The organism is Fontibacter flavus (assembly GCF_042432905.1).
GTDB classification, from domain to species: domain Bacteria; phylum Bacteroidota; class Bacteroidia; order Cytophagales; family Cyclobacteriaceae; genus Fontibacter; species Fontibacter flavus.
On the sequence record NZ_JBHLWI010000057.1, the window covers coordinates 1 to 22626 of the forward strand.

A 22626-nucleotide genomic window follows, 5' to 3' on the forward strand; every position below is an offset into this window, starting at 1 on the left:
ATGAGAGATAATAGAAAGACAGTAAAGAACAACAACAATAAAGATATCGGTCCCAAGGGATGTAAAAGTTAATTATCGTCGGTTTAAAAACTAAAAAAGCTAACTGAGGTTCGGTTAGCTTTTTTTTTTATTTACCTGTTTGGTAAGTTATATTTAGATATTCTTATTGACACTTATCTTTGATCTTAAGAAAGGGTTTAGTATCGAATCTTGAAAGCTAAAGCCTTTCTTTTAAATGGATTAACAGAAATAGAAGTAAGCAATTTTATTTAGCCGCAATCAATTCTTCTCTTATAGGAATGGCTGCGATTTGCTGCATTTTTTCCATTTTGACCTGATCAAACGCTAATTTGTTTTCTGGAGCAATTGGGTCAGAAGGAGGGATTTCTTCTTTTAACCAATCTACTTGTTTCCCGTTTTTCCAAAATCTAAAACACAAATGCGGACCGGTTGCTAATCCAGTGCTGCCAACAAATCCAATAACTTGACCCTGTTTTACTCTTGTTCCTGGTGTCATTCCTGGGGCAATTTTGGACATATGGAGGTATTGTGTCGTGTAGGTACCATTATGTTTGATTTTCACATAGTTGCCATTGGCGCTGGTATATCTGGCTTCCACTACTGTTCCATCTCCTACTGTTCTGATTTCTGTTCCAGTTTTAGCTGCATAATCTGTCCCTAAATGCGGCTTATATCTTTTTTGTACCGGATGGAATCTTTTGAGATTATACTTACTGCTAATCCTTGTGTATTCGACTGGATCACGAAGGAATTCTTTCTTAAAGCTGTTGCCATCTTGATCAAAAAAAGTTAATTCCCCATTCTGCTCAAAAGGTATGGCGTGGTATTCCTGACCCTTGTGTTCATAATAAGCCACTTCTAGGCCGTCAAATCCAACAGCAACCCCTTCTACGACCTTTTCACGGTAAACTACCTTGAACTTGTCTCCTTTTGGAACCCTTTGAAAATCAACATTCCAACCATATAAATCCGCAAATTTATTGATCACTTCATGAGAAGCTCCCATCTCAATCATATCTTGGTAAAGGCTCTTTGTTATCAAACCTCCAAATTCGATTGTTCTTATTTCTACCGGTTTTTCTTCTTTATAAACCTCAACCTGATCGAGTTTGAAGACTACATATTCAGCGGGATTTGGTTCATAAATAAAAAATTGGGCCTGTGAAGAATCTTTTGCAGAGAGGACAGTGAACTTTTTATTGAAGGCGATTTTTCGCACATCAAAAATATCCTTGGATTTTTGAGCAATCTCATCAATGATCTGGTAAGGAACATTAAAAGGAGCCAAAATGGTAGAAAGCGTTTGGTTTTTTCCAACCACTCCTTCTATCACATCGAGCTCATTAATATTGATTCCGTACAAAAGATTTTCCTCAATTACTTCTTCCTCTAGAACTATTTCTTCTTCCTCTGGGGCTGCTTTGAATATTTGATGGTTACTCGCAAAATATAACCCTCCAGCCAACATTAGAATGATGGCACTGGTACTAATCCATTTTTTATTCATTGTTTAAGCAAATCAACAGTTGGGATGATCAAAACCAAAGAAATTTAAAATCCGGTCAAATTCCAAATATCAGCAGCTAATTCTTAGAATTTTAACATTTTTTTTCAATTTATTATAGGTTGTGGGTCATCATTCTGTTTTATAGAATTTCGATTACTGTATGTAAACAACAGTCTTTTTGTTTTATTGTGCATTCGAAAGTTTATTCAACTTTTTTTAGAAACTTATCAATTTTAGAATTTGCAATAACATGAACTTCATTTTGATTATTTAAAAATTATAGGCATAAATATTGAAGTTTTATCCTATTCTTCAATGGCAATTTAGCATACTCCCAATGCTTTGTTTATCTTTGTCAACTTTAAAAAACACAGCAAAAACATGCTTAGAACACATACTTGCGGAGAATTAAGAATCGAGAACATCCACCAAGAGGTAACCCTTGCTGGTTGGGTTCAAAGAGTAAGAAATAAAGGGGGGTTGATCTGGGTGGATCTCAGAGATAGATACGGAGTGACCCAATTGATTTTTGAGGAAGGTTCTACTGATAAAGCTTTACTGGATAAGGCCGCATCCCTAGGTCGTGAATTTGTGGTTCAGGCACAAGGAAAAGTGATTGAAAGAACTTCCAAAAATGATAAAATACCTACGGGGGACATTGAAATCAAAGTGGAAAGTCTAACTGTTCTCAATTCAGCCAAAGTTCCTCCATTTATCATCGAAGATGAAACAGACGGAGGGGATGAATTGAGAATGAAATATAGGTACCTTGACTTGAGAAGAAATGTGGTGAGGGAAAAACTTCAGCTTCGTCACAGGATGATGCAGGAGACTAGGAAGTATATGGATGCTCAGGATTTTATTGAAGTGGAAACACCTGTGTTGATCAAATCTACACCTGAAGGAGCTAGAGACTTTGTGGTGCCAAGCAGGGTGAATCCAGGTGAATTTTATGCTTTGCCACAGTCTCCTCAGACTTTCAAGCAATTGCTGATGGTCAGTGGGTTCGACAGGTACTTCCAGATTGTCAAATGTTTCAGAGATGAAGACCTAAGAGCCGACCGCCAGCCGGAATTTACCCAAATTGACTGTGAAATGTCTTTCGTTAGTCAAGAAGATATCCTCAATACTTTTGAAGGTCTGACCAAGCATCTTTTCAATGCGGTGAAAGGTATTGAATTGGAAGAGGTCAAAAAAATGACCTATGCAGAAGCCATGAAGTATTATGGTAACGATAAGCCTGATCTGAGATTTGACATGAAATTCGTCGAACTCAATGATTTGGCCAAAGGTAAAGGCTTCTCGATTTTCGATTCTGCTGAATTAGTCGTAGGCATTTGTGCCCAAGGTGCTGGTGAGTATACGAGAAAGCAATTGGACGAACTGACCAATTGGGTAAAAAGACCACAAATAGGTGCAAAAGGTTTGGTTTATGTAAAATGTAATGAAGACGGCACTTATAAATCTTCTGTAGATAAATTCTATTCCAATGAAGACTTGAAAGCTTGGGCTGAAAAAATGGATGCCAAGCCAGGGGATCTCTTGTTGGTATTGAGTGGAGATGAGAAATCTACCAGAAAGCAAATGTCTGAATTGCGCTTAAAAATGGGAGAGGACCTTGGTCTGAGGAATAGGACAGTATTCAAGCCCCTTTGGGTTGTGGATTTTCCATTGCTGGAGTGGGATGAGGAAACACAGAGGTACCATGCTATGCACCATCCATTCACTTCTCCTAAAAAAGAGGATATTCCTTTATTGGAGACAGATCCAGGTGCGGTTAGGGCCAATGCGTATGATTTGGTCATTAATGGTGTGGAAATAGGTGGCGGTTCCATCAGGATTCACGATAGGGCTACGCAGCAGTTGATGTTCAAACACCTAGGCTTTACAGATGAAGAAGCGCAGAAGCAGTTTGGTTTCTTGATGGAGGCCTTCGAATATGGAGCACCTCCTCATGGTGGTATTGCTTTTGGTTTTGATAGGCTATGTGCGATTTTTGGCGGGTCTGACTCTATCAGAGATTACATTGCATTTCCTAAAAACAACTCCGGAAGGGATGTGATGATCGATTCTCCAAGTACAATCGCTGAAGAGCAATTGCTTGAACTTTCCATCAGGGTTGCCTTAGAGAAAAAATGATCAAATAAAACCTGGACAAAATTAGTTTAAGCCATATTCAAAAGTAATCAGCTTTATCTTATAATTCTTGTTACCAATTTGAATACAGTAGAGACCAACTGCTATGAAAGCGGTTGGTCTTTTTTGTAGGTTAATTTTTAACCCGATTTTGTACCATTTAACCTGTAAAAATTCCATTCAAAATATTGGAGCATTCGTGATTAAACTTTTTGATAATCCGATGTGTCTAAAGAAAGATTAAAACCAACTAAATGATGAAAACATCTTTATTAAAATTATTTTTATTTCTTTTTTTAGCAGTCTATTCCTTTGAAATACAGGCGCAAAGAGTTCAGGGGAGGGGACAAGAAGTATTCTTGAAGGGTAAGGTGATTGAAGGTGAAAAGAAAGAAGCGATGATTGGGGCCAATGTGCTGGTCAAAACAGTAACAGATTCATTGTTAGTATCAACAGTAACTGGGGTAGATGGGTCTTTTGAAGTGAGAAGGCCAGATATTCCCAATGTCAAACTGGAAATTATTTTCTTGGGATATCAAAAAATCACTAAAATACATAATAGAGGTGATGCATTGGATTTGGGTACTTTGGTACTCGTAGAAGATAGTAAACTTTTGGGCGAAGTTCTCATAGAAGGCCAAGTGGTGGTTGGAGAGGTGAAGGGTGATACAACATCTTTTAATGCCAATGCTTTCAGAACAAGAGAAAATGCAGATGTAGAAGACCTGGTCAGGAAATTACCTGGTGTGACTATTCAAAATGGCGAAATTCAGGCAAAAGGAGAACAGGTTCAAAAAGTATTGGTCGATGGCCGCGAGTTTTTTGGCAGTGATCCCTTTTTGGCTTTGAGAAACTTACCAGCCGATGTCGTGGATCGTATAGAAATTCTGGATCAGCGTTCTGATCAGTCCAGACTTACAGGATTTGACGATGGTAATTATTCCCGTACCATCAACATTGTCACTAGACCGGATAGGAACAGCGGGCAATTCGGGAGGATTTATGCAGGAGGAGGAACTCAGGATAGGTATTCTGCGGGTGGTAACTTCAATATTTTCAAAGGGAATAAAAGAATTTCCATCATTGGCATGTTTAACAATATCAACCAACAGAATTTCTCTTCACAAGATTTGGTTGGTGTAAGTAGTGGTGGCGGCGGTGGCCGTCCTGGAGGAGGAGGTGGTCGACCCGGTGGTGGTGGCTGGGGAGGAGGAGGTAATAACAACTTCCTAGTAGGTCAGGACCAAGGAATCATCACGACAAACAGTTTGGGATTGAACTATAGTGATAAAATAGGTCAGAAAATGAACCTGACTGCGAGTTATTTCTTCAACTCAACCAATAATAACTTATTTAGGTTGACCAATAGGGAAACCATCCTTTCGGAGACTAATAGGCAGTTTTACGAAGAGAGTTTGTTGAATACTGTTAAAAACAATAACCATCGTGTCAATGGCAGGATTGAGTATGATATCAATGAGAAAAATGCCATCATTGTAACCCCATCCATCAATTTTCAGAAGAATTCAACTTTCAATGAAAGGGATGGTCTGAATCTCAATGCTACTTTAAATCCCTTAAGTAGTACTTTCTCTACTTCAGATGCCAACACCGAGGGTTATAATATATCCAACAATTTTGTCTACAGGTATAAATTTGATAAGCAGGGTAGAACACTTTCCACTACTGTTTTCACTTCATGGAATAAAAGAGATCAGCTGTCTGAGCTGATTGCAGCCAACAGAGATTTCATTAGGGATATCAGAGATACCCTAATTCAGGAAACCTTTGGCCTTTCGGATGGATTCAACTACAGGGCCACTGTCCAATATACAGAACCGGTCACTGAAAAATCTTTACTGACCTTATCGTATCAAGTAGGTAACAATAAAACCTCTGCGGACCAACAAACATTTGCCATGATGCCCGAATTGGGGATTATGGTATTGGACACTGCCTTGAGTAACGTATTTGATAATAAATTTATCGTGCAAAGACCAAGCGCAGGTTACAATTACAGATTTAAAAACTGGAATGTGAATGCCAATTTGGATTATCAATATGCAGTTCAGGATAATGAAAGCTTTTTCCCATTGGAACAAACCTTCAACAGGTCTTTCAGTAACTTCCTACCAGGCTTAAATGCTTTCTACAGAAACCAGGAAAAAGGAACTTCATTCAGGTTAAGGTATAGAACCAATACACAGGAACCAAGCGTCAATCAGCTCCAGAATGTAATCAATAACCAAAACCCTTTACAGTTGTCAGTGGGTAACCCGGATTTGGGTCAGGCATTTACGCACTCGGTTTTCACCAATTTCTCAAAAATGAATCTTGAGAAATCCCGCACATTCTTCTCATTCCTTTTCCTTTCAGTGACAGAGGATTTCATTGGCAATGGCACTTTTGTGGCACAGACAGATACCTTGGTCAATGGAGAAGTACTCTTAAGGCCAGGAGCCCAGATCAGCCGTCCTGAGAACCTTTCAGGTAATCTTAGGTCGAGGTTGTTTGTAACTTATGGAACGCCGATCAAAAAAATCAGGTCACAGTTTAACTTGAATTCCAGTGTATCCTTTAACAGAACACCTGGTCTGATCAATGGGCAAAAAAATATGAACGATAATCTAGACCTGAGTCAAGGGTTTACCTTGACAAGTAATATCAGTAAAGATGTGGATTTTACTTTGTCAACCACAGGTACATACACAATTGTGAATAGCAGTTTGCAGAATAACCTGAGCAATAATTTCTATATCCAAAATTCAAATATCAGGTTCTATTACTCCCCAAACAACGGAAAGTTATTTATCGCCAACAATGTGAACAATATGCTTTACAGAGGTCTTTCCGCTGATTTGGATCAGTCTGTATGGTTATGGAACCTTGAAGCTGGCTATAGGTTCCTGAAAGATAACAAGGGAGAATTGAAGTTTATTGTATTTGATTTGCTCAATCAGAATAATGCTATCGGAAGAACTGTCAATGACGTGACGATTGAAGATACCTTTACAAGAGTTTTGACAAGGTATGGTATGCTATCCTTTACCTACATTATAGGCAACTTTAAACAGCAGCCAGAACGAAACCAAGGTGGCCCGATGATGGGAAGACCATTTGGAGGAGGGGGAAGAACCTGGTAATGAAAAGGGGTTGTGATGGCAACCCCTTTTTTTTGCTTCCAACTATCCAAAATGAACCGTCCTGTTAAAAAAGATGAGTTGAAATGGTAAGTTGAAATGAGATGATTCTTTTAAACTCTTTTAGGAATGGCTTGGAATTACATCGTTTTGCAAGTGGATTTTGGGAATGGAAAAAAGTGTATTTCCCATCATTTGTTATAGATTTGTGGTTCTGAAAATATTACAGCATATGCATCAGGAAAAGATAGAAGCCATCAAGTCATCCATCGCAGCTGCGGATGCAGCAAATCAAGATGAACTCGAGGCTTATAGGATGAAATTTATCAGTAAGAAAAGTGTGGTAGGAGAACTCTTTGCCGAAATGAGGAATATTCCTAATGAACAAAAAAGGGAATATGGTCAATTGGTAAATGAGGTGAAGGAGATGGCTGAGGAGAAATTCCAGCAGCTGATTGATAAAGTGAATGCATCCTCCAAAAAGGCGAAATCTTCCGATCTTGACCTTACTTTGCCACCTACCAATGTTGCTGTTGGCGGGATCCACCCACTCACAGCAACCAGACAAAGAATAATTGAAATCTTTGAGAGAATAGGATTTAACCTTTCTGAAGGCCCTGAAATCGAAGATGATTGGCATAATTTTACGGCACTTAACTTCCCGGAAAACCATCCGGCTAGGGAAATGCAGGATACCTTCTTTATTGAGAAGAATCCGGATATTGCTTTGAGAACACATACTTCTTCTGTACAGGTAAGGGTAATGGAAAACCAAAAGCCCCCTATCAGGACCTTATCTCCAGGGAGGGTTTACCGAAATGAGGCGATCTCTGCCAGAGCACATTGTATATTCCATCAGGTTGAAGGCTTGTATGTGGATGAAAATGTGGGGTTTGCAGATCTCAAAAACACCCTATATCACTTTGCCAAAGAAATGTTTGGGAAAGAGACCAAAGTGCGTTTTAGACCATCTTTCTTCCCTTTCACAGAACCTAGTGCTGAAATTGATATCAGTTGTCAGCTTTGCGGTGGCAAAGGATGCAATGTGTGCAAAGGGACCGGTTGGGTAGAAATTGGCGGTTCTGGAATGGTAGATCCCAATGTATTGGAAAACTGTGGCATTGATTCCAAAAAATATACTGGCTTCGCTTTTGGAATGGGTATAGAGCGAATTGCCATGCTCAAATATCAGATCAAAGATCTGCGACTCTTTACCGAAAATGATGTACGGTTCCTGAAGCAATTTAGGTCCATGCTTTAGCAAAATTATATAATGGACGCCTCTTAAGAATTTGAGAGGCGTTTTTAATTTGCGGAAATCTTGATTGTGTTCAAAAATGCAGACACTTCCCTGAGCAGTGTCGGACTTTTTTCAGCTCCGTTACCGATGACTACCAAGTCTGCACCTGCTTGGTAAGCCATTTTAATCTTTTCAAGTGAATTGAGCCCACCGCCTACAATCAATGGTGCTTTCACTTTACTTTTCACTGCTTTAATGATTTCAGGAGAAACGGGATTGGGAGCACCACTGCCTGCATCCAAATAAAAATATTGTAAACCTAGATAACTTCCCGCCAGAGCCGTTGCGACACTCAATTCAGGGTGATGGTTGGGTAAAGGAATGGTTTGGCTGATATAATGTACACTGGTAGTATGTCCGCCATCTACCAGCATATAGCCGGTTGGTAAAATTTCAAGATTGCTTTTTTCCAATAAGGGGGCAATGCTGACATGTTGACCAATCAATAAATCAGGATTTCTTCCGGAAATTAAAGAGAGGAAAAGAATGCCGTCCGCCAAGGGGGAGAACTGAATGACATTACCAGGAAACAAGATTATGGGGATTTCCGGTAAAGCCTCCTTGATGTTTTTGATAATCATTGATACCGTGTTTTCCTGTATCAGACTCCCTCCTAAAAATATAAAGTCTAAATGTAAATGTTCAACAGTAGAAAGCTGGGATTTGAATTTTTCGGTTGATATAACATCATCTGGATCTATCAGCCAGGCAACACCCTTTTGACCTGTTAGGGCCAGGGCCTTCAGTCTGTTGCTCAGGTCATTTCTCATCCTCTTTCAAGGTATTATTGGGTTCGTAGAAGCGGTTAAGAAACTGATCTTGACCATATTTGATGGCCAAGGGTATCAGGATAGCAGCCAGTCTGCCAAAAAATCCAGGTTGGCTTTTTTGGGTCAGCTTGGACTGGATTTCCTCGTCTAAGAGACCTTCTTTTTCCAGTACTTTCAGTACTTTTTCTGTTTTTTTATTTTTCTTTCCAGTCAGCAGGCGTACTGCCAAAAAAGCCAAGGCCCCACTGACCACTACAGCACCCCCTATCTTCACCCAATCTTCAGATTCTTTTTTGGCAAGCGTTAACTGCATTTCGAGGGTTTGCTCCAATTCCTCAGCCTTTTTTTTCAAGTCCTCTCTCATGATATGTTATTCCTCTCTTTTTCCTCTGAAAATAAAGTGCTTCAAAAATTTTTGGAAGGAATCCACAATGCTTTTGGCATCTTTCAAGAAGTAGATCAGTACAAAAACCAACAAATAGAGCAAGCCTACATACAAGAAACCTTTGTAAGTGGAATACATCAATTCACTAAGGTAAAAAGCTAGTGAAAAACTCAAAAAAAGTAAAATCATTACCGAAAAGGTAGCCATCAACAACAACAAAAATATCCGTGAGAGCACAGAAGCAAACTGCTCACTAATTTCATCTTTGACGAGCTGAACCCTTACATCTATTAATTGCTTGATGGTCTGTATGATTTCAGAAATGTTTAACATAAAATGCCAATGTTTTTGTGAATATCCATCACAATATACAGGAAAAAGCTGGCATCAAAAACTTTCTGAAGCTTCAGGTTCTTGGTTTTCAGTATAAAATTTATAAGTCAAAACCGCTTCCAGGGCTTCTCTGATAGCCTGATTGATGGGCATTTGCTTGGCGGTCATTTGGAAGTCAATACTGTAAAGCTGAGAATAAGCCCCACTACTAGAAGGCAAAGCCAAATCCTCATTCACTTCTTTAGCGGCTTTTTGATACAATTCTTTTTTCCCCTCTTTGATCTTTTTACAGGTGATAATTTCCTTTTTAGACTCTTTGTTATTTCTGTAAGAGGAACTGAAAAGTCTACAAATCATTCCCCTGTTGGCATAATCTGAACAGAAGCCCATGGCATTGTCAAGAGAAAGGGATTTATACAGGATACAAAATTGATCCTCAGTGGTATTTTCCAAAAGTTCCAGAGCCTTCTCAGCCTTTTCTTTTTCATATAGGTCAAATGCCAAAGGTAAAAATTCCAAAACCGAGGCAGATACTTTTGGATTGGAGCAGCATAACCCACAGCCGGAAATACAAGTCAATTTGCTGGTAGCCAAGAAAGCCTTGATTTCCATATCCAGTTCGTCAAAAACCTTTCTGACTTCCTGCGATTTTTCCTGAAGATTCATAAATTTTAAATAAAAGCCTGCGAAGGTAAAAAGAGTTAAGAATCAAAACAATAGGGTGAAAAATTAAAACCTTGAAAAGAAGTATGTTTTTATATTCCCTGTTGAATGGTTTATATTTAGCCGCGAGAAAAATCATTTTTCAGCATGTATTCTTTTCAATAAAAGTTACCATTATGAGTAGTAGATTTGACAATTTTGAGGAAAAACGAGAGGAAAAAATCAGGAAGGCATTCAAGGAAAGAGACTGGAATGAGATCAAGAGTACAGATTCTTGGGTGATTTTTAAGGTAATTTCAGAGTTTGTGGAAGGCTTTGAAAAGCTGGCTAAAATAGGCCCATGCGTATCGGTATTTGGATCTGCGAGGACCTCGCCTGAGCACCCCCATTATATTATGGCAGAAGAGATTTCCGCCAAGTTGGTAAGACATGGCTATGGTGTTATTACCGGGGGTGGTCCTGGAATCATGGAAGCGGCCAATAAGGGCGCCAATTCAGAAAACGGCAAATCGGTCGGATTGTGCATCAAATTACCCTTCGAAGCCAAAGGAAATATTTATATCGATCCGGATAAGATGATCATGTTTGATTATTTCTTCGTCAGAAAAGTAATGTTTACCAAATATTCCCGGGGATTTGTCGTTCTTCCAGGAGGATTCGGGACCCTTGATGAACTATTTGAGGCCCTGACTCTGATCCAGACCATCAAGATCGGAAGATTCCCTATCGTGCTTGTGGGAAGGGAGTTTTGGGGAGGTCTGATTGATTGGATCAAAATGACCTTATTGGAAAAATACCATTATATCAACAAAGAAGACCTAGATTTATTCTTCTTGGTAGATGATGCCAGTGAAGCAGTCAAAGTAATCGATGATTTCTACAATAAATATATCTTGACTCCAAACTATTAACATTGAGACGACACCACTTATTTATCCTCTATGGATTAATAGTCATTTTATTTGGGATATTGATTTTCCAAAAAAAAGACCAATTTCTTTCTTCCGAAGATCAAATTGTCATTGAGTCTTCGGAAGGAGAAAGATTGCAGTTCCGAATCCCTGAAGCAAAAGTCAGAATATTCGATTTGCCTGAAAAGATCACTTTTGCAGAGGAGGCAGTTCCTTTGAAGCAGGTAGATGTTTTGGAAAGATTTGAGCGGGAAATTTATGTAAATGCTTATTGGGAATCCAACATGATCCTGCTGATGAAACGGTCTGCAAAGTACCTCCCCACGATAGAAAAAATACTAAGGGAAAATGGCATTCCTGATGATTTCAAGTACTTGGCAATGGCAGAGTCCGGATTGATGAATGTGGTATCGCCTGCCGGTGCCAGAGGTTTTTGGCAGTTTATGCCCAATACCGCCAAAGAATATAATCTGGAAGTAAGTAATGATGTGGATGAGCGCTACCATTTGGAAAAATCAACCCTGGCAGCCTGTCAGTATCTGAAGTCAGCCTATGCAAGATTTGGCAACTGGACTTCGGTAGCAGCGAGTTACAACATGGGTATCACTGGTCTCAGAAAAAGAAAGGAAGAGCAAAAACTGGAGAATTATTATGATCTATTGTTGAATGAGGAGACCAGTAGGTATTTATTCAGGATCCTGGCCTTTAAAGAGATTTTCGAGAATCCTGAAAAATATGGCTTTGAACTGAATAGCAAAGATTATTATAAATTGCCCTTGTTCAGAGAGCTCAAAGTCAATCAATCCATCCCTAATTTGGCCCAATGGGCTTTGAGGTATAACAGTAATTATAAGGAACTCAAAATCCACAATCCTTGGCTTAGATCCTCCAAATTAAATGTGGGAAAAGGAAGAGATTATTTGATCAAGCTTCCTGTTGAGTAAAAAATTCTATGGTATGAGAAGTCAATCCCGTTGTTTTTCAATAAATTGACTTTTCAATCCATTGTTTATGAAAAAATTTTTCTTTTGGTTTTTAGGGGTTTTGTTTTTGGTTTTTCTCATTGCCCGTGGGGTTCCCTTTTTGATCAATCAGTATTTGAATCATCATGCAGACCGTATTGTCACCAACATGATTACCAGAACTAGTAGTTTTGGCAATCACGAGGTAAGTTTTGGAGATATCAGGTTAGATTACGATTACTTTGGCACCTATCTTAAAATCAGTAATATTTCAGTCAGGCCTTCCAGCCTAATTGATCAAAAAGCTGTAAAAGTGAATCTCAAAGCAGATCAAGTAGATATAACGGGTTTTCAATGGTATACTTTTTTATTTAAAAATACCATCTCTGTAGACTCAGCCAAATTGGAAAACATCAAGATCATCTCTTCCAGTCCGCCTTTTGAATCCCTGCATTTTGAGCCTAAACAAAATAAAAGAGCAGAAGGGAAAGACTATGATCTGATTGAGGTGAAGTACTTTGATCTCAGGGATTTTTCGGTTGAATTACGGGATAATATTCATGACTCACTCAAAGCTGAGTTAGTGGATATGAACCTCAGGACGATAGACTTTCAATTGACAAAGGAAGATATCCAAAATCCTCAATCACTTTTTCAGGTTGGGTGGGTGCATGGAAAAATCAATAAAGTTGCCTTTCATTTCGACCAATTTCGTCAATATGTAGAGGTCAGAGATATTGAGCTTGATACCGAATCTAAAAGTATGGCTTTTGGACATATGGGGCTGCTCAATAAGCTTCCAAAATATGAATACACTTCTAAATTTGAGGATAGACAAAGTTATATAAAGATTGATGAAGCCAAATTAAAACTTCAGGGCGTCAATTTTGAGCAATATTTAAGAAATGGTATTATTGAAGTGGATTCTGTTTATGTTGATAATTTACAATTGGAGCTGTTTGTGGATAAAAGGAAGCCAGAGAATCTTGATAAACGACCTCAGATGCTTCGTCAAGTTTTTCAGAATCTTAAGCAGGTAATCCATATTGATCATGTTGTATTGGCAAACTCGCATATCCTGATAGAAGAGAGGCCCGACAACCTTTCGCCCCGATCAGCAACTTTGTTTTTTTCGGAAGTTGGTGCATCGATCAGAAATATTTCCAATTATCCGGAAAGACGCATGGACAATCATATGCTTGATGTAGACCTCACAGCCAAATTGATGGGACAGGGTTCACTTCAATCGACTATCAGATATAATTTAGATGATGCTGCAGGGAATTTCTGGTTAAAAGGAACTTTAGGAAAGCTTGATTTGCGGTTGTTGAATACCATGTTGGAGCCCGAAGCAAAGGCAAGTTTTAAGTCAGGTGTGGTCAACAGATTAGACTTTAACATCGCCGGGAATGATCTGGAAGGAACAGGCGATCTGATCATCCGGTATGACAATCTGGAGTTGGAATTGCTCAATAAAGATTTTGAAAAAGACCAGAATATCTTTCGGAAAATAGGGGCGTTTTTGGCCAATAAAATCATCATTAAGTCCAGTAATCCCAACAACAAAGGAGACTTAAAAAAAGGACAGGTTTTTTTCCGGCGAGAAACTCACAAATCTGTATTCAATTATTGGTGGAAGTTGATTTTTTCAGGTCTGAAATCAACAGTAACAGGAGAGGATATAGATGCGATGAGAAAAAGGGATTTGGAAAGGAAATCAGAAGCAGTCCTTTCCAATCAGACTAAGGTCCAGTCTCAACGAAAGGAAGAGAAAGTCAAAACAGCACCGGTTAGTAAGCAAAAAAGAAGGCTGGGAGAAGAAGAGAAAAAATGATAACAAACGAAACTTTGTAAGAATTTAAGGGTTTATCTTTTGTCCCAATCTGGGAATCACCGCCTTAAATTTGTACTTTTGCAAGCTCGTAGAAAATGCAAAAATCCCTCATGAACGACCCAATAGAAGAGAAAAAAGAAGAATTCATCGAAATTTTTGGTGCGCGGGAACATAACCTCAAAAATATCGATATCAGCATTCCAAGGAATAAGTTGGTAGTCATCACCGGCCTTAGCGGTAGTGGGAAAAGCTCCTTGGCATTTGATACTATTTATGCAGAAGGCCAGCGAAGGTATATGGAAAGCTTCTCTGCTTATGCAAGGTCATTTTTAGGGGGGATGGAACGTCCTGATGTAGACAAAATCAATGGCCTATCACCGGTAATTTCCATAGAACAGAAGACTACTTCCAAAAATCCCAGATCTACCGTAGGAACAGTGACAGAGATCTATGATTTTATGCGTTTGCTTTATGCAAGGGCAGGAGAAGCATTTTCTTATCTTTCTGGCCATAAAATGATCAGACAGACCGAAGATCAGATCATTGAACAATTGTTTGATAATTTTAGAGGTAAAAGATTGTATATCCTGGCTCCAGTTGTCAAAGGTAGAAAGGGTCACTACAGAGAACTTTTTGAGCAGATCAGGAAAATGGGATTTTCCAAAATCAGGGTGGATGGTGTGGTAATGGAGGTGGTTCCCAAAATGCAAGTAGACCGTTACAAGATTCATGATATTGAGATTGTTGTGGACAGGATAGTGGCGGATGAGGATGATAGGTATAGAATTACGCAATCTTTGAAAACAGCTTTGCAGCATGGCAAGGGTGTAATCATGCTCCGGGATGAAGAAGGGAATATCCATCATTTTTCCAAGTACCTGATGGATCCTACAACCGGCTTATCATATGATGAGCCAGCGCCCAATACCTTCTCATTTAACAGTCCTTACGGTGCTTGTCCGACCTGTAATGGTCTTGGGGTCATAGAAGAGATCACCAAAGAAAATATCATGCCGGATCCCAGCCTGAGTATCACCAGAGGTGGAATTGCGCCATTGGGGGAGTACAGGGATATCTGGATTTTTAAGAAAATAGATGCAATTCTCAAGCATTATAAATGCAGCATCAGTACCCCCATTGAAAAATTGCCCGAAGAGGTTGTCAATATCCTGCTTTATGGGGATAAAATTGAGGTGGCAGTAGACTCAGTCAAATATCCGGGTACCCAATGGCATACTACTTTTGAAGGGATTATTAATTTTCTTCAGAAACAGCAGGAAGGGAGTTCGGATAAAATTCAGGATTGGGTGAATGAGTTTACCACTACCAAAATATGTCCGGACTGTGAAGGATATAGGTTGAAAAAGGAAGCCCTACATTTCAGGATTGATGGGAAGCATATTGGGGAATTGGCGATGATGGATATCAATACCATGGGCGCCTGGTTTGAGGGGCTTGAAGACAGGATGTCGGATCGTCAGCAGATCATTGGCAAAGAGGTATTGAAAGAAATACGGAAGAGGATTGGATTTCTTTTGGATATAGGTTTGGATTACCTTTCTCTCAACAGGCCTTTGAGGACGCTTTCCGGGGGTGAAGCCCAGCGTATAAGGCTGGCCACACAGATTGGTACCCAGCTAGTTGGAGTGCTGTATATCTTGGATGAGCCAAGTATAGGTTTGCATCAGCGGGATAACGTAAAATTGATCAAAGCCCTGCAGGATCTGAGGGATTTGGGTAATTCTGTCTTGGTGGTGGAGCATGACAAGGACATGATGATGGATGCTGATTTTGTTGTGGATATTGGTCCAGGGGCAGGGAGGCATGGTGGTCAGATTGTGGCAGCAGGAACACCAAAAGAGATCCTTCAAAAAGGCAGTACTACTGCCAAATACTTATCAGCTCAGCTGAAAATTCAGGTGCCAAATGAAAGAAGAAAGGGTAATGGGAAAGAATTGCTTTTGAAAGGTGCTTCGGGGCATAATCTCAAAAATGTGGATCTGAAGCTGCCATTAGGTACGATGATCTGTGTCACAGGTGTATCAGGTTCAGGGAAAAGTTCTTTGATTCATGAAACCTTATTTCCATTACTCAACCAGCACTTTTACAGGTCCAAGAAAGAGCCTTTGACCTACCAGTCTATTGATGGGCTAAAGCATTTGGATAAAGTCATTGAAGTGGACCAATCTCCAATTGGAAGGACACCAAGATCCAATCCTGCGACTTATACGGGAGTTTTTACAGATATCAGAGCATTATTTACCGAATTGCCAGAAGCCAAAATCAGAGGGTATAAAGCAGGAAGGTTCAGTTTCAATGTAAAAGGCGGCAGGTGTGAAGACTGTGAAGGAGCTGGAATGAAGCTTATTGAAATGGACTTTTTACCCGATGTTCATATTCCATGTGAGACCTGTAAGGGTAAAAGGTACAATAGGGAAACCCTCGAAGTAAGATTTAAAGGCAAATCTATCTCGGATGTATTAGACATGACAGTAGAGCAGGCTGTTGAGTTTTTTGAAAATCAACCAAAAATTCTCAGAAAGATCAAAACCTTGAATGATGTAGGGTTGGGTTATATTACTCTAGGGCAGCATGCCACCACCCTTTCAGGTGGTGAAGCCCAGCGGGTCAAATTGGCTACTGAGCTTTCAAAAAAAGATACGGGCAATACCTTCTATATTTTGGACGAACCTACTACAGGATTGCATTTCCAGGATATTGAACACTTGTTGGAAGTGCTCAACAAACTTGTGGATAAAGGGAATACTGTATTGATCATAGAACACAATCTTGATGTCATCAAAGTTGCAGATCATATTGTGGACCTCGGTCCGGAGGGAGGAGAAAAAGGAGGACGGATTTTGGTGGAGGGAACTCCCGAATTTGTCGCCCAACATAAAGGTAGTCACACTGCTAAGTTTTTGAAACTAGAGTTAAATTGAGCATCTTCTACAACCTACCATTGTAACATATAGCACCCTGCTGTAAAAATTCTAGCCTGACTTCAAAGCACATTGCTATATTTGAAGTCAGGCTATGAACAGAAATCGGTTATATTGGATCTTACAGTTTTTAGGTTGGGGCAGTTTTGCACTGATCAATCTTTTTTTTGTTTCTTTAGATAGGGGACTTACGTTTATACAGGTTGGAGCATTTTTATCCTTGGCTATATTTTACCTTTTGTCAACACAGGCATTAAGGAAGGTTATCAAAAAATACGATTGGTTTAATCTTAGATTTAGCCGTTTATTGGTCAATACCTTATTGGCATTGACTGTTCTCAGTGTGCTCAATATGACGGCTCAGATCATCATCAACCTGATTTTTGGAACCTTGGATCCTGAGGTTGATTTTAGGCCTGTGGTGATATCCGTAAATATATTTGTGAGCTTTTTATTTTATGCACTTTGGGTTATGCTGTACTTTTTATTCCATTTCTTGGATAATTATAACCAATCTCTGAAATATCAGGCGAAGATCAATGAAATACAGCTTAACCACCTGAAGAGTCAATTGAACCCTCATTTCATCTTCAATGCGCTTAATTCTGTAAGGGCTCTGGTGGATGAAGATCCAAAAAAGGCAAAATTAGCCATTACCCAATTGTCCAATATTCTCCGGTTTTCTTTGATGATGGATAAAAAGAGGACAATTGATTTTGAAAATGAAATCAATACAGTCAAAGATTACCTCAACTTAGAATCTATCAGATTTGAAGAAAGGTTAACGGTCAAATACGAAATCGAACCTACGGCATATGATTATAAGGTTCCTCCTATGATGTTACAGACTATTGTGGAGAACGCCATCAAGCATGGTATTTCCAATAGGGTAAAGGGGGGATTGATTGAAATCAAATGTTATGAGGGGCTGACAGATGACTTAGTCATTCAGGTGAAGAACAGTGGGCAGTTGGTAAAGCCCAGTGTTTTGAATAAAAAGAAAGATGGCGGAGGTCATGGAATAAGTAACACCATACAGCGATTGAAACTGATTTATGGCAATAGATCTTCCTTTAAAATTTTCAATTCAGGGAACGATTTTGTCATTACTGAAATAAAAATTCCAAAACAAAGCCTTACATTAGGTTAAAATTTCGACAAAATGCGTGCACTAGTAATCGATGATGAAAGATTGGCCAGAAAAGAGCTGATCAATTTGCTTTCCCAGTTTGACCATGTCGAAGTGGTGGGTGAAGCAAATAATGTAGATGATGCCAAAGAAAAAATAGAATCTCTTTCACCGGATGTGGTGTTTTTGGATATCCAGATGCCAGAGAAAACAGGATTTGATCTCCTGGAAGAACTCGACAATGTTCCACATGTGATCTTCACCACTGCATACGATGAGTATGCGCTCAAGGCTTTCCAGGTGAATGCTTTGGACTATCTGCTTAAACCTGTTGAGCCCAAAAGGCTTGGAGAGGCAATAGAGAGACTTCAGAAGAAGCTCAGCGATGCTTCAGATAGGCATGAAGATGCCACTATTGCTCAGCAAAACAAGAAGCTTACCCTTGATGATCAGGTCTTTGTCAAAGATGGTGACAGGTGTTGGTTTGTGAAGTTGTCCAACGTCAGGCTCTTTGAATCAGATGGTAACTATATCAAAGTGTACTTTGATAACAATAAACCAATGATCCACAAATCCTTGAATGCCTTAGATGAAAGATTGGATGAAAAATCCTTTTTCAGGGCAAGCCGTAAGCACATCATCAACCTGAGCTGGGTGGAGGCTATTGAACCATGGTTTAATGGCGGTCTTGTAGTGACCCTAAAGGGAGGGGATAGAATTGAGGTGAGCAGAAGACAAGCAGCAAGATTCAAGGATATGATGAGTTTGTAATTCGTCAAAACCCCAGTAATTGGAAAAATAAAATACATTTATTTGATTGTGAAAGTTAAATTTTGTAAATAGGCAAGTAATATTATTTGTGTACAAAATTTACTTAAACTTTAATAACGTATTATTTCCCGAGAACGGTCTATGAAAGAGGAAAGAATTCTTATCGTTGAAGACGATGTTAATATTGCTGAGAATATTGAGGAGATTTTGGAGCTTTTGGGCTATGTAAATATTGACATTGCCAATTCTGCCAATCAGGCAATCAAGATTATCAAGAAGTATAAACCTGATTTGGTTTTTATGGATATCAAGCTCAAAGGTGATAAAGATGGTATCGAGCTTGGAGAAATCATCAAACAGATGATAGAAGTGCCATTGGTTTATGTGACTTCTTACAGTGACCCTACTATTATTGAAAGGGCAAAAAGAATTAACCCCGCAGGGTTCATTGTGAAGCCTTTCAATACCAATGATATTCATGCCATAGTTGAAATTGTTCTTTATAACAAAAGAACCAAACCTTCTATTGAAGCTGTTGCAGCCAAAGCAAAAGATGACAGCCCATATTTGGTAACTGATGCCGTTTTCATCAAAGCTGACAATGCTTATGAAAGAGTGCCTTACACCGAAATTTACTATGTGGAGGCAAATGGTAATATGGTTACCATCTATACCAAAAATAGGAATTATACCATCAGGAAATCTATGAAAGATATGGAGGACAAATTACCCGCCCACCTATTCCTGAGAGTTCAAAAATCATTTATTGTACAGCTTGGACAAATTGAGAGTTTTAATACCAAGGATATTAACCTTATGTCCGGAGCAGTGGTGCAGGTAGGAAGACAATACTATAACAGCTTCCTTGCTAAGTTGAATACCATTACAGAAAGTTAATGATCAAGAAAAAAGGTGAGCAAAACTCACCTTTTTTTCTTTCAAAAAACCAAACAATCAACTAAACTATCTTACAAGGTAAAACTCGTGGTTCCCATGCGCGGTTACGAAATTTCCTTTTTGAAATGATTCTTTAAATCTTTTTTTGAGTTCTGATTTTTCACCGTAAAATTCAGCCACTACTTCACCATATTTATCAATCAAAGTGATCGTGGGTTCTGCTTTGAGTTCTGACAAATTCAGTTCAACAGCAGGAATGATTTCTTCTCCCTGAACTTCAAATCCTTCTTGAAAAATTGAAGGGTTTACCTTGTTGATTTGATCAACCTGCGCTTCTGCTTTCGCACTCCATAAGATTGTCAAAGCCATCATTAGTCCTAAAATGGCACAGACGTTTTTTTGAGTTAAAATAGTCGCTTTCATTTTCTTATTGTTTTATTTTCTTTTTTCCTGATTTGTTTCTCCCCTATCAGTCGGGTATTTGTATTATGCCAAAACCCGATCCAAAAATCATAAAATACTGAAAATCAATAAAATAGATTCTGTATTCAGTCTTTTGTGTGTGCGTTTTCGGACAGTAAAATTTTTGTATTGATACAGTATAAAGAGAAAGACACTTTTAAAAAAAGTTGCGTCATGATCCATATAAAATGAAAAAACCGAAGGATTATCGGAATAATCTTTCGGTTTTAGCTCCTTTTAGGCATTGTTGAGGGATATTGTTCTTTTTATTCCCTAATCCATAAAATAGAAGTGGTGATCATCATAGGAAAGGATAAATTTTGACTTTTGAAATGTTTCCTGAAATTTTGATTTCAGTAATTCTTTCTCTCCATAAAATTCCGCAATGACATCACCGTATTTATTGATAATAGTGACTCTAGGGCTTGGTTTAATATTCTCCAAATCTGGAACAATGTCCCCTATTTTTTCTTCTCTTAATTGGTCATTTGAGTTGTTCGCTGTTTTTGCAAAAGCTCCATTTGTAAATAGTGCCATCATCGTGACTAGGCCAATTGACAAAAATCTTCTTGTACCGTTTAATCTGCTCTTTTTCATATTCTTATCTTTTATTTTTTTTCTCTTTTTTAAACCCACTTGGGGGAATCTGAAGAATAGAATACGAGAATATGTAAAAAAGGTTTTAAAAGAAATGATAAAAATCCGATAGATTTATAAAATTATCTATCGGATTGATGAAAATATCTATTTATTACAGAAGATCGTTTGCTAAATTAGCTAGTTCTGATCTTTCACCTTTTTCCAGTTTGATATGGGCATAGAGGGGGTGGTCCTTAACCCGGTCTATCAGGTAGGAGAGTCCATTACTTTGGGTATCCAAATAGGGCGTGTCAATCTGGAAGACATCACCGGTGAAAATTATTTTGGTGTTTTCTCCAGCTCGGCTGATGATGGTTTTGACTTCATGCGGAGTTAGGTTTTGTGCTTCATCCACTATGAAGAAGATATTGGAAATGGACCTTCCCCTGATATAGGCCAAAGGTTGGATCACAAGTTTTTCCTGATTGACCATTTCAGTTATTTTCTGGTATTCCTTATCAGATTCTTTGAATTGGTTTTGGATGAATTTGAGGTTGTCCCACAAGGGCTCCATGTATGGGTTTAGTTTGGACTTTATGTCCCCTGGAAGGTATCCAATATCTTTATTGCTTAACGGCACAATGGGGCGGGCCAAGTAAATCTGCTTGAAATCCCTTCTTTGTTCCAAGGCTCCAGCTAGGGCAAGAAGAGTTTTTCCTGTACCTGCCACACCCTGAATTGAAACGAGTTTAATCCTTGGATTTAAAATAGCATGAAGTGCAAATGTCTGTTCCGCATTTCTTGGCTTGATGTTGTAGGCGATTTTCTTATCCACCCTTTCCATGGTATTCTCTTCAGGATTATAGTAGGCCAATACGGAGTTTTTCTCGCTTTTGATGATATAATAAGCATTGGCTATTCTTTTTTTATTGCCCAAAATCAGTTTGGATTCTATAGAATGGCTTTCATATAAGCGGTTAATAATACTAGGATCTACATCTGTGAGGTTATATTTGCCTGTGTTTTCAAGTTCTGAGATATTTTTGATCTTACCTGTCTCGTAATCTTCTGCGTGTATTTCCAGAGATTTTGCTTTTAATCTTAGGTTGATGTCTTTACTGACCAGGATTACCTTTCTGTTTTTTTCAGTCTGCTGCAGATGAAGCGCAGCATTCAGGATTTTATGGTCATTTTTTTCTTCACCAAAGATGATATTGGCATTGATATTATTATCAGGATTCATGAGTACCCTGAAGTTCCCTTTTGTCTTCCCATTGAGCGGGGTCCAGTTATGGATCATTTTGTCCTTTGCCAGATTGTCCAGCATCCGGATAAATTCCCTTGCTTCAAAATTTTTGGTGTCATTCCCTTTTTTAAATTGGTCTAGCTCCTCTAGGACTGTAATTGGGATGACCACATCATGCTCGGCAAAATTCATGATGGAGTTGTGCTCAAACAGAATAACAGAAGTGTCGAGCACAAAGATTTTTCGCTCTTTATCGGATTTCGCTCTGGGCATAAACAATAAAATTTTAGTGGTTACTAGTTAGGAATAAGTTAGAAAAATAAAATTTAGATTACCATTTTAATAAGATAAATAAAAAATAGTTGTAGAAAGCATAATACCATCATGCTGATAATCAGAAATATAAATTCTGATTCTACGATGGCTTTCCCTTTAGAAAAAATATTTTAAGGAAAACAGAAAGACCAGCTCTAAGAGATGGTCTTTCTGATCCTGAAATAACTTTAAGCTTATTCCTGACTTCCGCAGATTATTCACCGTAATTTTTTAAGTTATTGAATTTCAATGTTTATGGATTCTTAAGTTTCGGTTTTGGGTGTCCCAGGGGATGATTTTATTAAATTAGTCCATGTTTGTCC

18 protein-coding genes are annotated in these 22626 nt (G+C 38.7%); 10 read left to right on the plus strand and 8 right to left on the minus strand.

Features of this window, described 5'->3' with window-relative positions; all coding sequences use genetic code 11:
• Nucleotides 1–265 precede the first annotated feature (265 nt).
• Nucleotides 266–1528, minus strand: a complete 1263-nt coding sequence (locus tag ACFFIP_RS17585; RefSeq protein ID WP_382389066.1) for a peptidoglycan DD-metalloendopeptidase family protein — start codon at nt 1526–1528, stop codon at nt 266–268.
• A gap of 381 nt (nt 1529–1909) precedes the next feature.
• On the opposite strand from ACFFIP_RS17585, the gene aspS reads away from it, so the two are divergent.
• The 3 genes from aspS to pheS all read left to right on the plus strand — a co-directional run bounded on the left by aspS (nt 1910) and on the right by pheS (nt 8065).
• Nucleotides 1910–3667 carry an aspartate--tRNA ligase gene (gene aspS / locus ACFFIP_RS17590; RefSeq protein WP_382389067.1) on the plus strand — a complete coding sequence of 586 codons (1758 nt, stop codon included), beginning with the start codon at nt 1910–1912 and terminating at the stop codon, nt 3665–3667.
• A gap of 254 nt (nt 3668–3921) precedes the next feature.
• Nucleotides 3922–6807 (plus strand): outer membrane beta-barrel protein, encoded by a 2886-nt coding sequence (locus tag ACFFIP_RS17595; protein ID WP_382389083.1) that lies wholly within the window; start codon nt 3922–3924, stop codon nt 6805–6807.
• A 229-nt stretch (nt 6808–7036) separates the two neighbouring features.
• Nucleotides 7037–8065, plus strand: coding sequence for a phenylalanine--tRNA ligase subunit alpha (gene pheS / locus ACFFIP_RS17600; protein ID WP_382389084.1), 1029 nt, complete (start codon nt 7037–7039; stop codon nt 8063–8065).
• A gap of 44 nt (nt 8066–8109) precedes the next feature.
• On the opposite strand, the gene ACFFIP_RS17605 is transcribed toward pheS, so the two are convergent.
• The 4 genes from ACFFIP_RS17605 to ACFFIP_RS17620 are packed head-to-tail and all read right to left on the minus strand — an operon-like array spanning nt 8110 to nt 10258.
• Nucleotides 8110–8874, minus strand: coding sequence for a phosphoglycerol geranylgeranyltransferase (locus ACFFIP_RS17605; protein WP_382389068.1), 765 nt, complete (start codon nt 8872–8874; stop codon nt 8110–8112).
• Nucleotides 8864–9238, minus strand: coding sequence for a hypothetical protein (locus ACFFIP_RS17610; RefSeq protein WP_382389069.1), 375 nt, complete (start codon nt 9236–9238; stop codon nt 8864–8866). The genes ACFFIP_RS17605 and ACFFIP_RS17610 overlap by 11 nt, the downstream gene beginning before the upstream one ends.
• 6 nt (nt 9239–9244) lie before the next feature.
• Nucleotides 9245–9592: a phage holin family protein gene (locus ACFFIP_RS17615; protein WP_382389070.1), complete on the minus strand. Its 348-nt coding sequence runs from the start codon at nt 9590–9592 to the stop codon at nt 9245–9247.
• A gap of 54 nt (nt 9593–9646) precedes the next feature.
• Nucleotides 9647–10258, minus strand: a complete 612-nt coding sequence (locus ACFFIP_RS17620) for a YkgJ family cysteine cluster protein (RefSeq protein WP_382389071.1) — start codon at nt 10256–10258, stop codon at nt 9647–9649.
• Between the two features lie 173 nt (nt 10259–10431).
• Here ACFFIP_RS17620 and ACFFIP_RS17625 point away from each other — a divergent pair, with 173 nt between their 5' ends.
• From ACFFIP_RS17625 to ACFFIP_RS17655, 7 genes are all read left to right on the plus strand, one after another.
• Entirely contained in the window at nt 10432–11166 is a 735-nt protein-coding gene (locus ACFFIP_RS17625; RefSeq protein WP_382389072.1) for an LOG family protein, read from the plus strand.
• A gap of 2 nt (nt 11167–11168) precedes the next feature.
• Nucleotides 11169–12110, plus strand: coding sequence for a lytic transglycosylase domain-containing protein (locus ACFFIP_RS17630; RefSeq protein WP_382389073.1), 942 nt, complete (start codon nt 11169–11171; stop codon nt 12108–12110).
• Between the two features lie 67 nt (nt 12111–12177).
• Nucleotides 12178–13962 (plus strand): DUF748 domain-containing protein, encoded by a 1785-nt coding sequence (locus ACFFIP_RS17635; RefSeq protein WP_382389074.1) that lies wholly within the window; start codon nt 12178–12180, stop codon nt 13960–13962.
• 110 nt (nt 13963–14072) lie between these two features.
• Nucleotides 14073–16904: an excinuclease ABC subunit UvrA gene (uvrA, locus tag ACFFIP_RS17640; protein WP_382389086.1), complete on the plus strand. Its 2832-nt coding sequence runs from the start codon at nt 14073–14075 to the stop codon at nt 16902–16904.
• A 94-nt stretch (nt 16905–16998) separates the two neighbouring features.
• Entirely contained in the window at nt 16999–18054 is a 1056-nt protein-coding gene (locus ACFFIP_RS17645; RefSeq protein ID WP_382389076.1) for a sensor histidine kinase, read from the plus strand.
• 12 nt (nt 18055–18066) lie between these two features.
• On the plus strand, nt 18067–18804 hold the full coding sequence (locus tag ACFFIP_RS17650; RefSeq protein WP_382389077.1) for a LytR/AlgR family response regulator transcription factor: 738 nt from the start codon (nt 18067–18069) through the stop codon (nt 18802–18804).
• A gap of 141 nt (nt 18805–18945) precedes the next feature.
• Nucleotides 18946–19701, plus strand: coding sequence for a LytR/AlgR family response regulator transcription factor (locus ACFFIP_RS17655; protein ID WP_382389079.1), 756 nt, complete (start codon nt 18946–18948; stop codon nt 19699–19701).
• A 66-nt stretch (nt 19702–19767) separates the two neighbouring features.
• Here ACFFIP_RS17655 and ACFFIP_RS17660 read toward each other — a convergent pair whose 3' ends face one another.
• The 3 genes from ACFFIP_RS17660 to ACFFIP_RS17670 all read right to left on the minus strand — a co-directional run bounded on the left by ACFFIP_RS17660 (nt 19768) and on the right by ACFFIP_RS17670 (nt 22261).
• A complete protein-coding gene (locus tag ACFFIP_RS17660) occupies nt 19768–20124 on the minus strand; it encodes a hypothetical protein (RefSeq protein WP_382389080.1) in 357 nt (118 codons plus the stop codon).
• A 312-nt stretch (nt 20125–20436) separates the two neighbouring features.
• The gene (locus tag ACFFIP_RS17665) at nt 20437–20760 is read right to left on the minus strand and encodes a hypothetical protein (protein WP_382389081.1); all 324 of its coding nucleotides are present in this window, start codon (nt 20758–20760) and stop codon (nt 20437–20439) included.
• 154 nt (nt 20761–20914) lie between these two features.
• Nucleotides 20915–22261 (minus strand): PhoH family protein, encoded by a 1347-nt coding sequence (locus ACFFIP_RS17670; protein WP_382389082.1) that lies wholly within the window; start codon nt 22259–22261, stop codon nt 20915–20917.
• Nucleotides 22262–22626: the final 365 nt, after the last annotated feature.

Coding starts and splice junctions, on each gene's coding strand:
- ACFFIP_RS17660 (WP_382389080.1), bottom strand. CDS start 20,124: ATGAAAGCGACTATTTTAACTCAAAAAAACGTCTGTGCCATTTTAGGA.
- ACFFIP_RS17625 (WP_382389072.1), top strand. CDS start 10,432: ATGAGTAGTAGATTTGACAATTTTGAGGAAAAACGAGAGGAAAAAATC.
- ACFFIP_RS17605 (WP_382389068.1), bottom strand. CDS start 8,874: ATGAGAAATGACCTGAGCAACAGACTGAAGGCCCTGGCCCTAACAGGT.
- pheS (WP_382389084.1), top strand. CDS start 7,037: ATGCATCAGGAAAAGATAGAAGCCATCAAGTCATCCATCGCAGCTGCG.
- ACFFIP_RS17635 (WP_382389074.1), top strand. CDS start 12,178: ATGAAAAAATTTTTCTTTTGGTTTTTAGGGGTTTTGTTTTTGGTTTTT.
- aspS (WP_382389067.1), top strand. CDS start 1,910: ATGCTTAGAACACATACTTGCGGAGAATTAAGAATCGAGAACATCCAC.
- ACFFIP_RS17620 (WP_382389071.1), bottom strand. CDS start 10,258: ATGAATCTTCAGGAAAAATCGCAGGAAGTCAGAAAGGTTTTTGACGAA.
- ACFFIP_RS17585 (WP_382389066.1), bottom strand. CDS start 1,528: ATGAATAAAAAATGGATTAGTACCAGTGCCATCATTCTAATGTTGGCT.
- ACFFIP_RS17615 (WP_382389070.1), bottom strand. CDS start 9,592: ATGTTAAACATTTCTGAAATCATACAGACCATCAAGCAATTAATAGAT.
- ACFFIP_RS17665 (WP_382389081.1), bottom strand. CDS start 20,760: ATGAAAAAGAGCAGATTAAACGGTACAAGAAGATTTTTGTCAATTGGC.
- ACFFIP_RS17655 (WP_382389079.1), top strand. CDS start 18,946: ATGAAAGAGGAAAGAATTCTTATCGTTGAAGACGATGTTAATATTGCT.
- uvrA (WP_382389086.1), top strand. CDS start 14,073: ATGAACGACCCAATAGAAGAGAAAAAAGAAGAATTCATCGAAATTTTT.
- ACFFIP_RS17595 (WP_382389083.1), top strand. CDS start 3,922: ATGAAAACATCTTTATTAAAATTATTTTTATTTCTTTTTTTAGCAGTC.
- ACFFIP_RS17645 (WP_382389076.1), top strand. CDS start 16,999: ATGAACAGAAATCGGTTATATTGGATCTTACAGTTTTTAGGTTGGGGC.
- ACFFIP_RS17670 (WP_382389082.1), bottom strand. CDS start 22,261: ATGCCCAGAGCGAAATCCGATAAAGAGCGAAAAATCTTTGTGCTCGAC.
- ACFFIP_RS17610 (WP_382389069.1), bottom strand. CDS start 9,238: ATGAGAGAGGACTTGAAAAAAAAGGCTGAGGAATTGGAGCAAACCCTC.
- ACFFIP_RS17650 (WP_382389077.1), top strand. CDS start 18,067: ATGCGTGCACTAGTAATCGATGATGAAAGATTGGCCAGAAAAGAGCTG.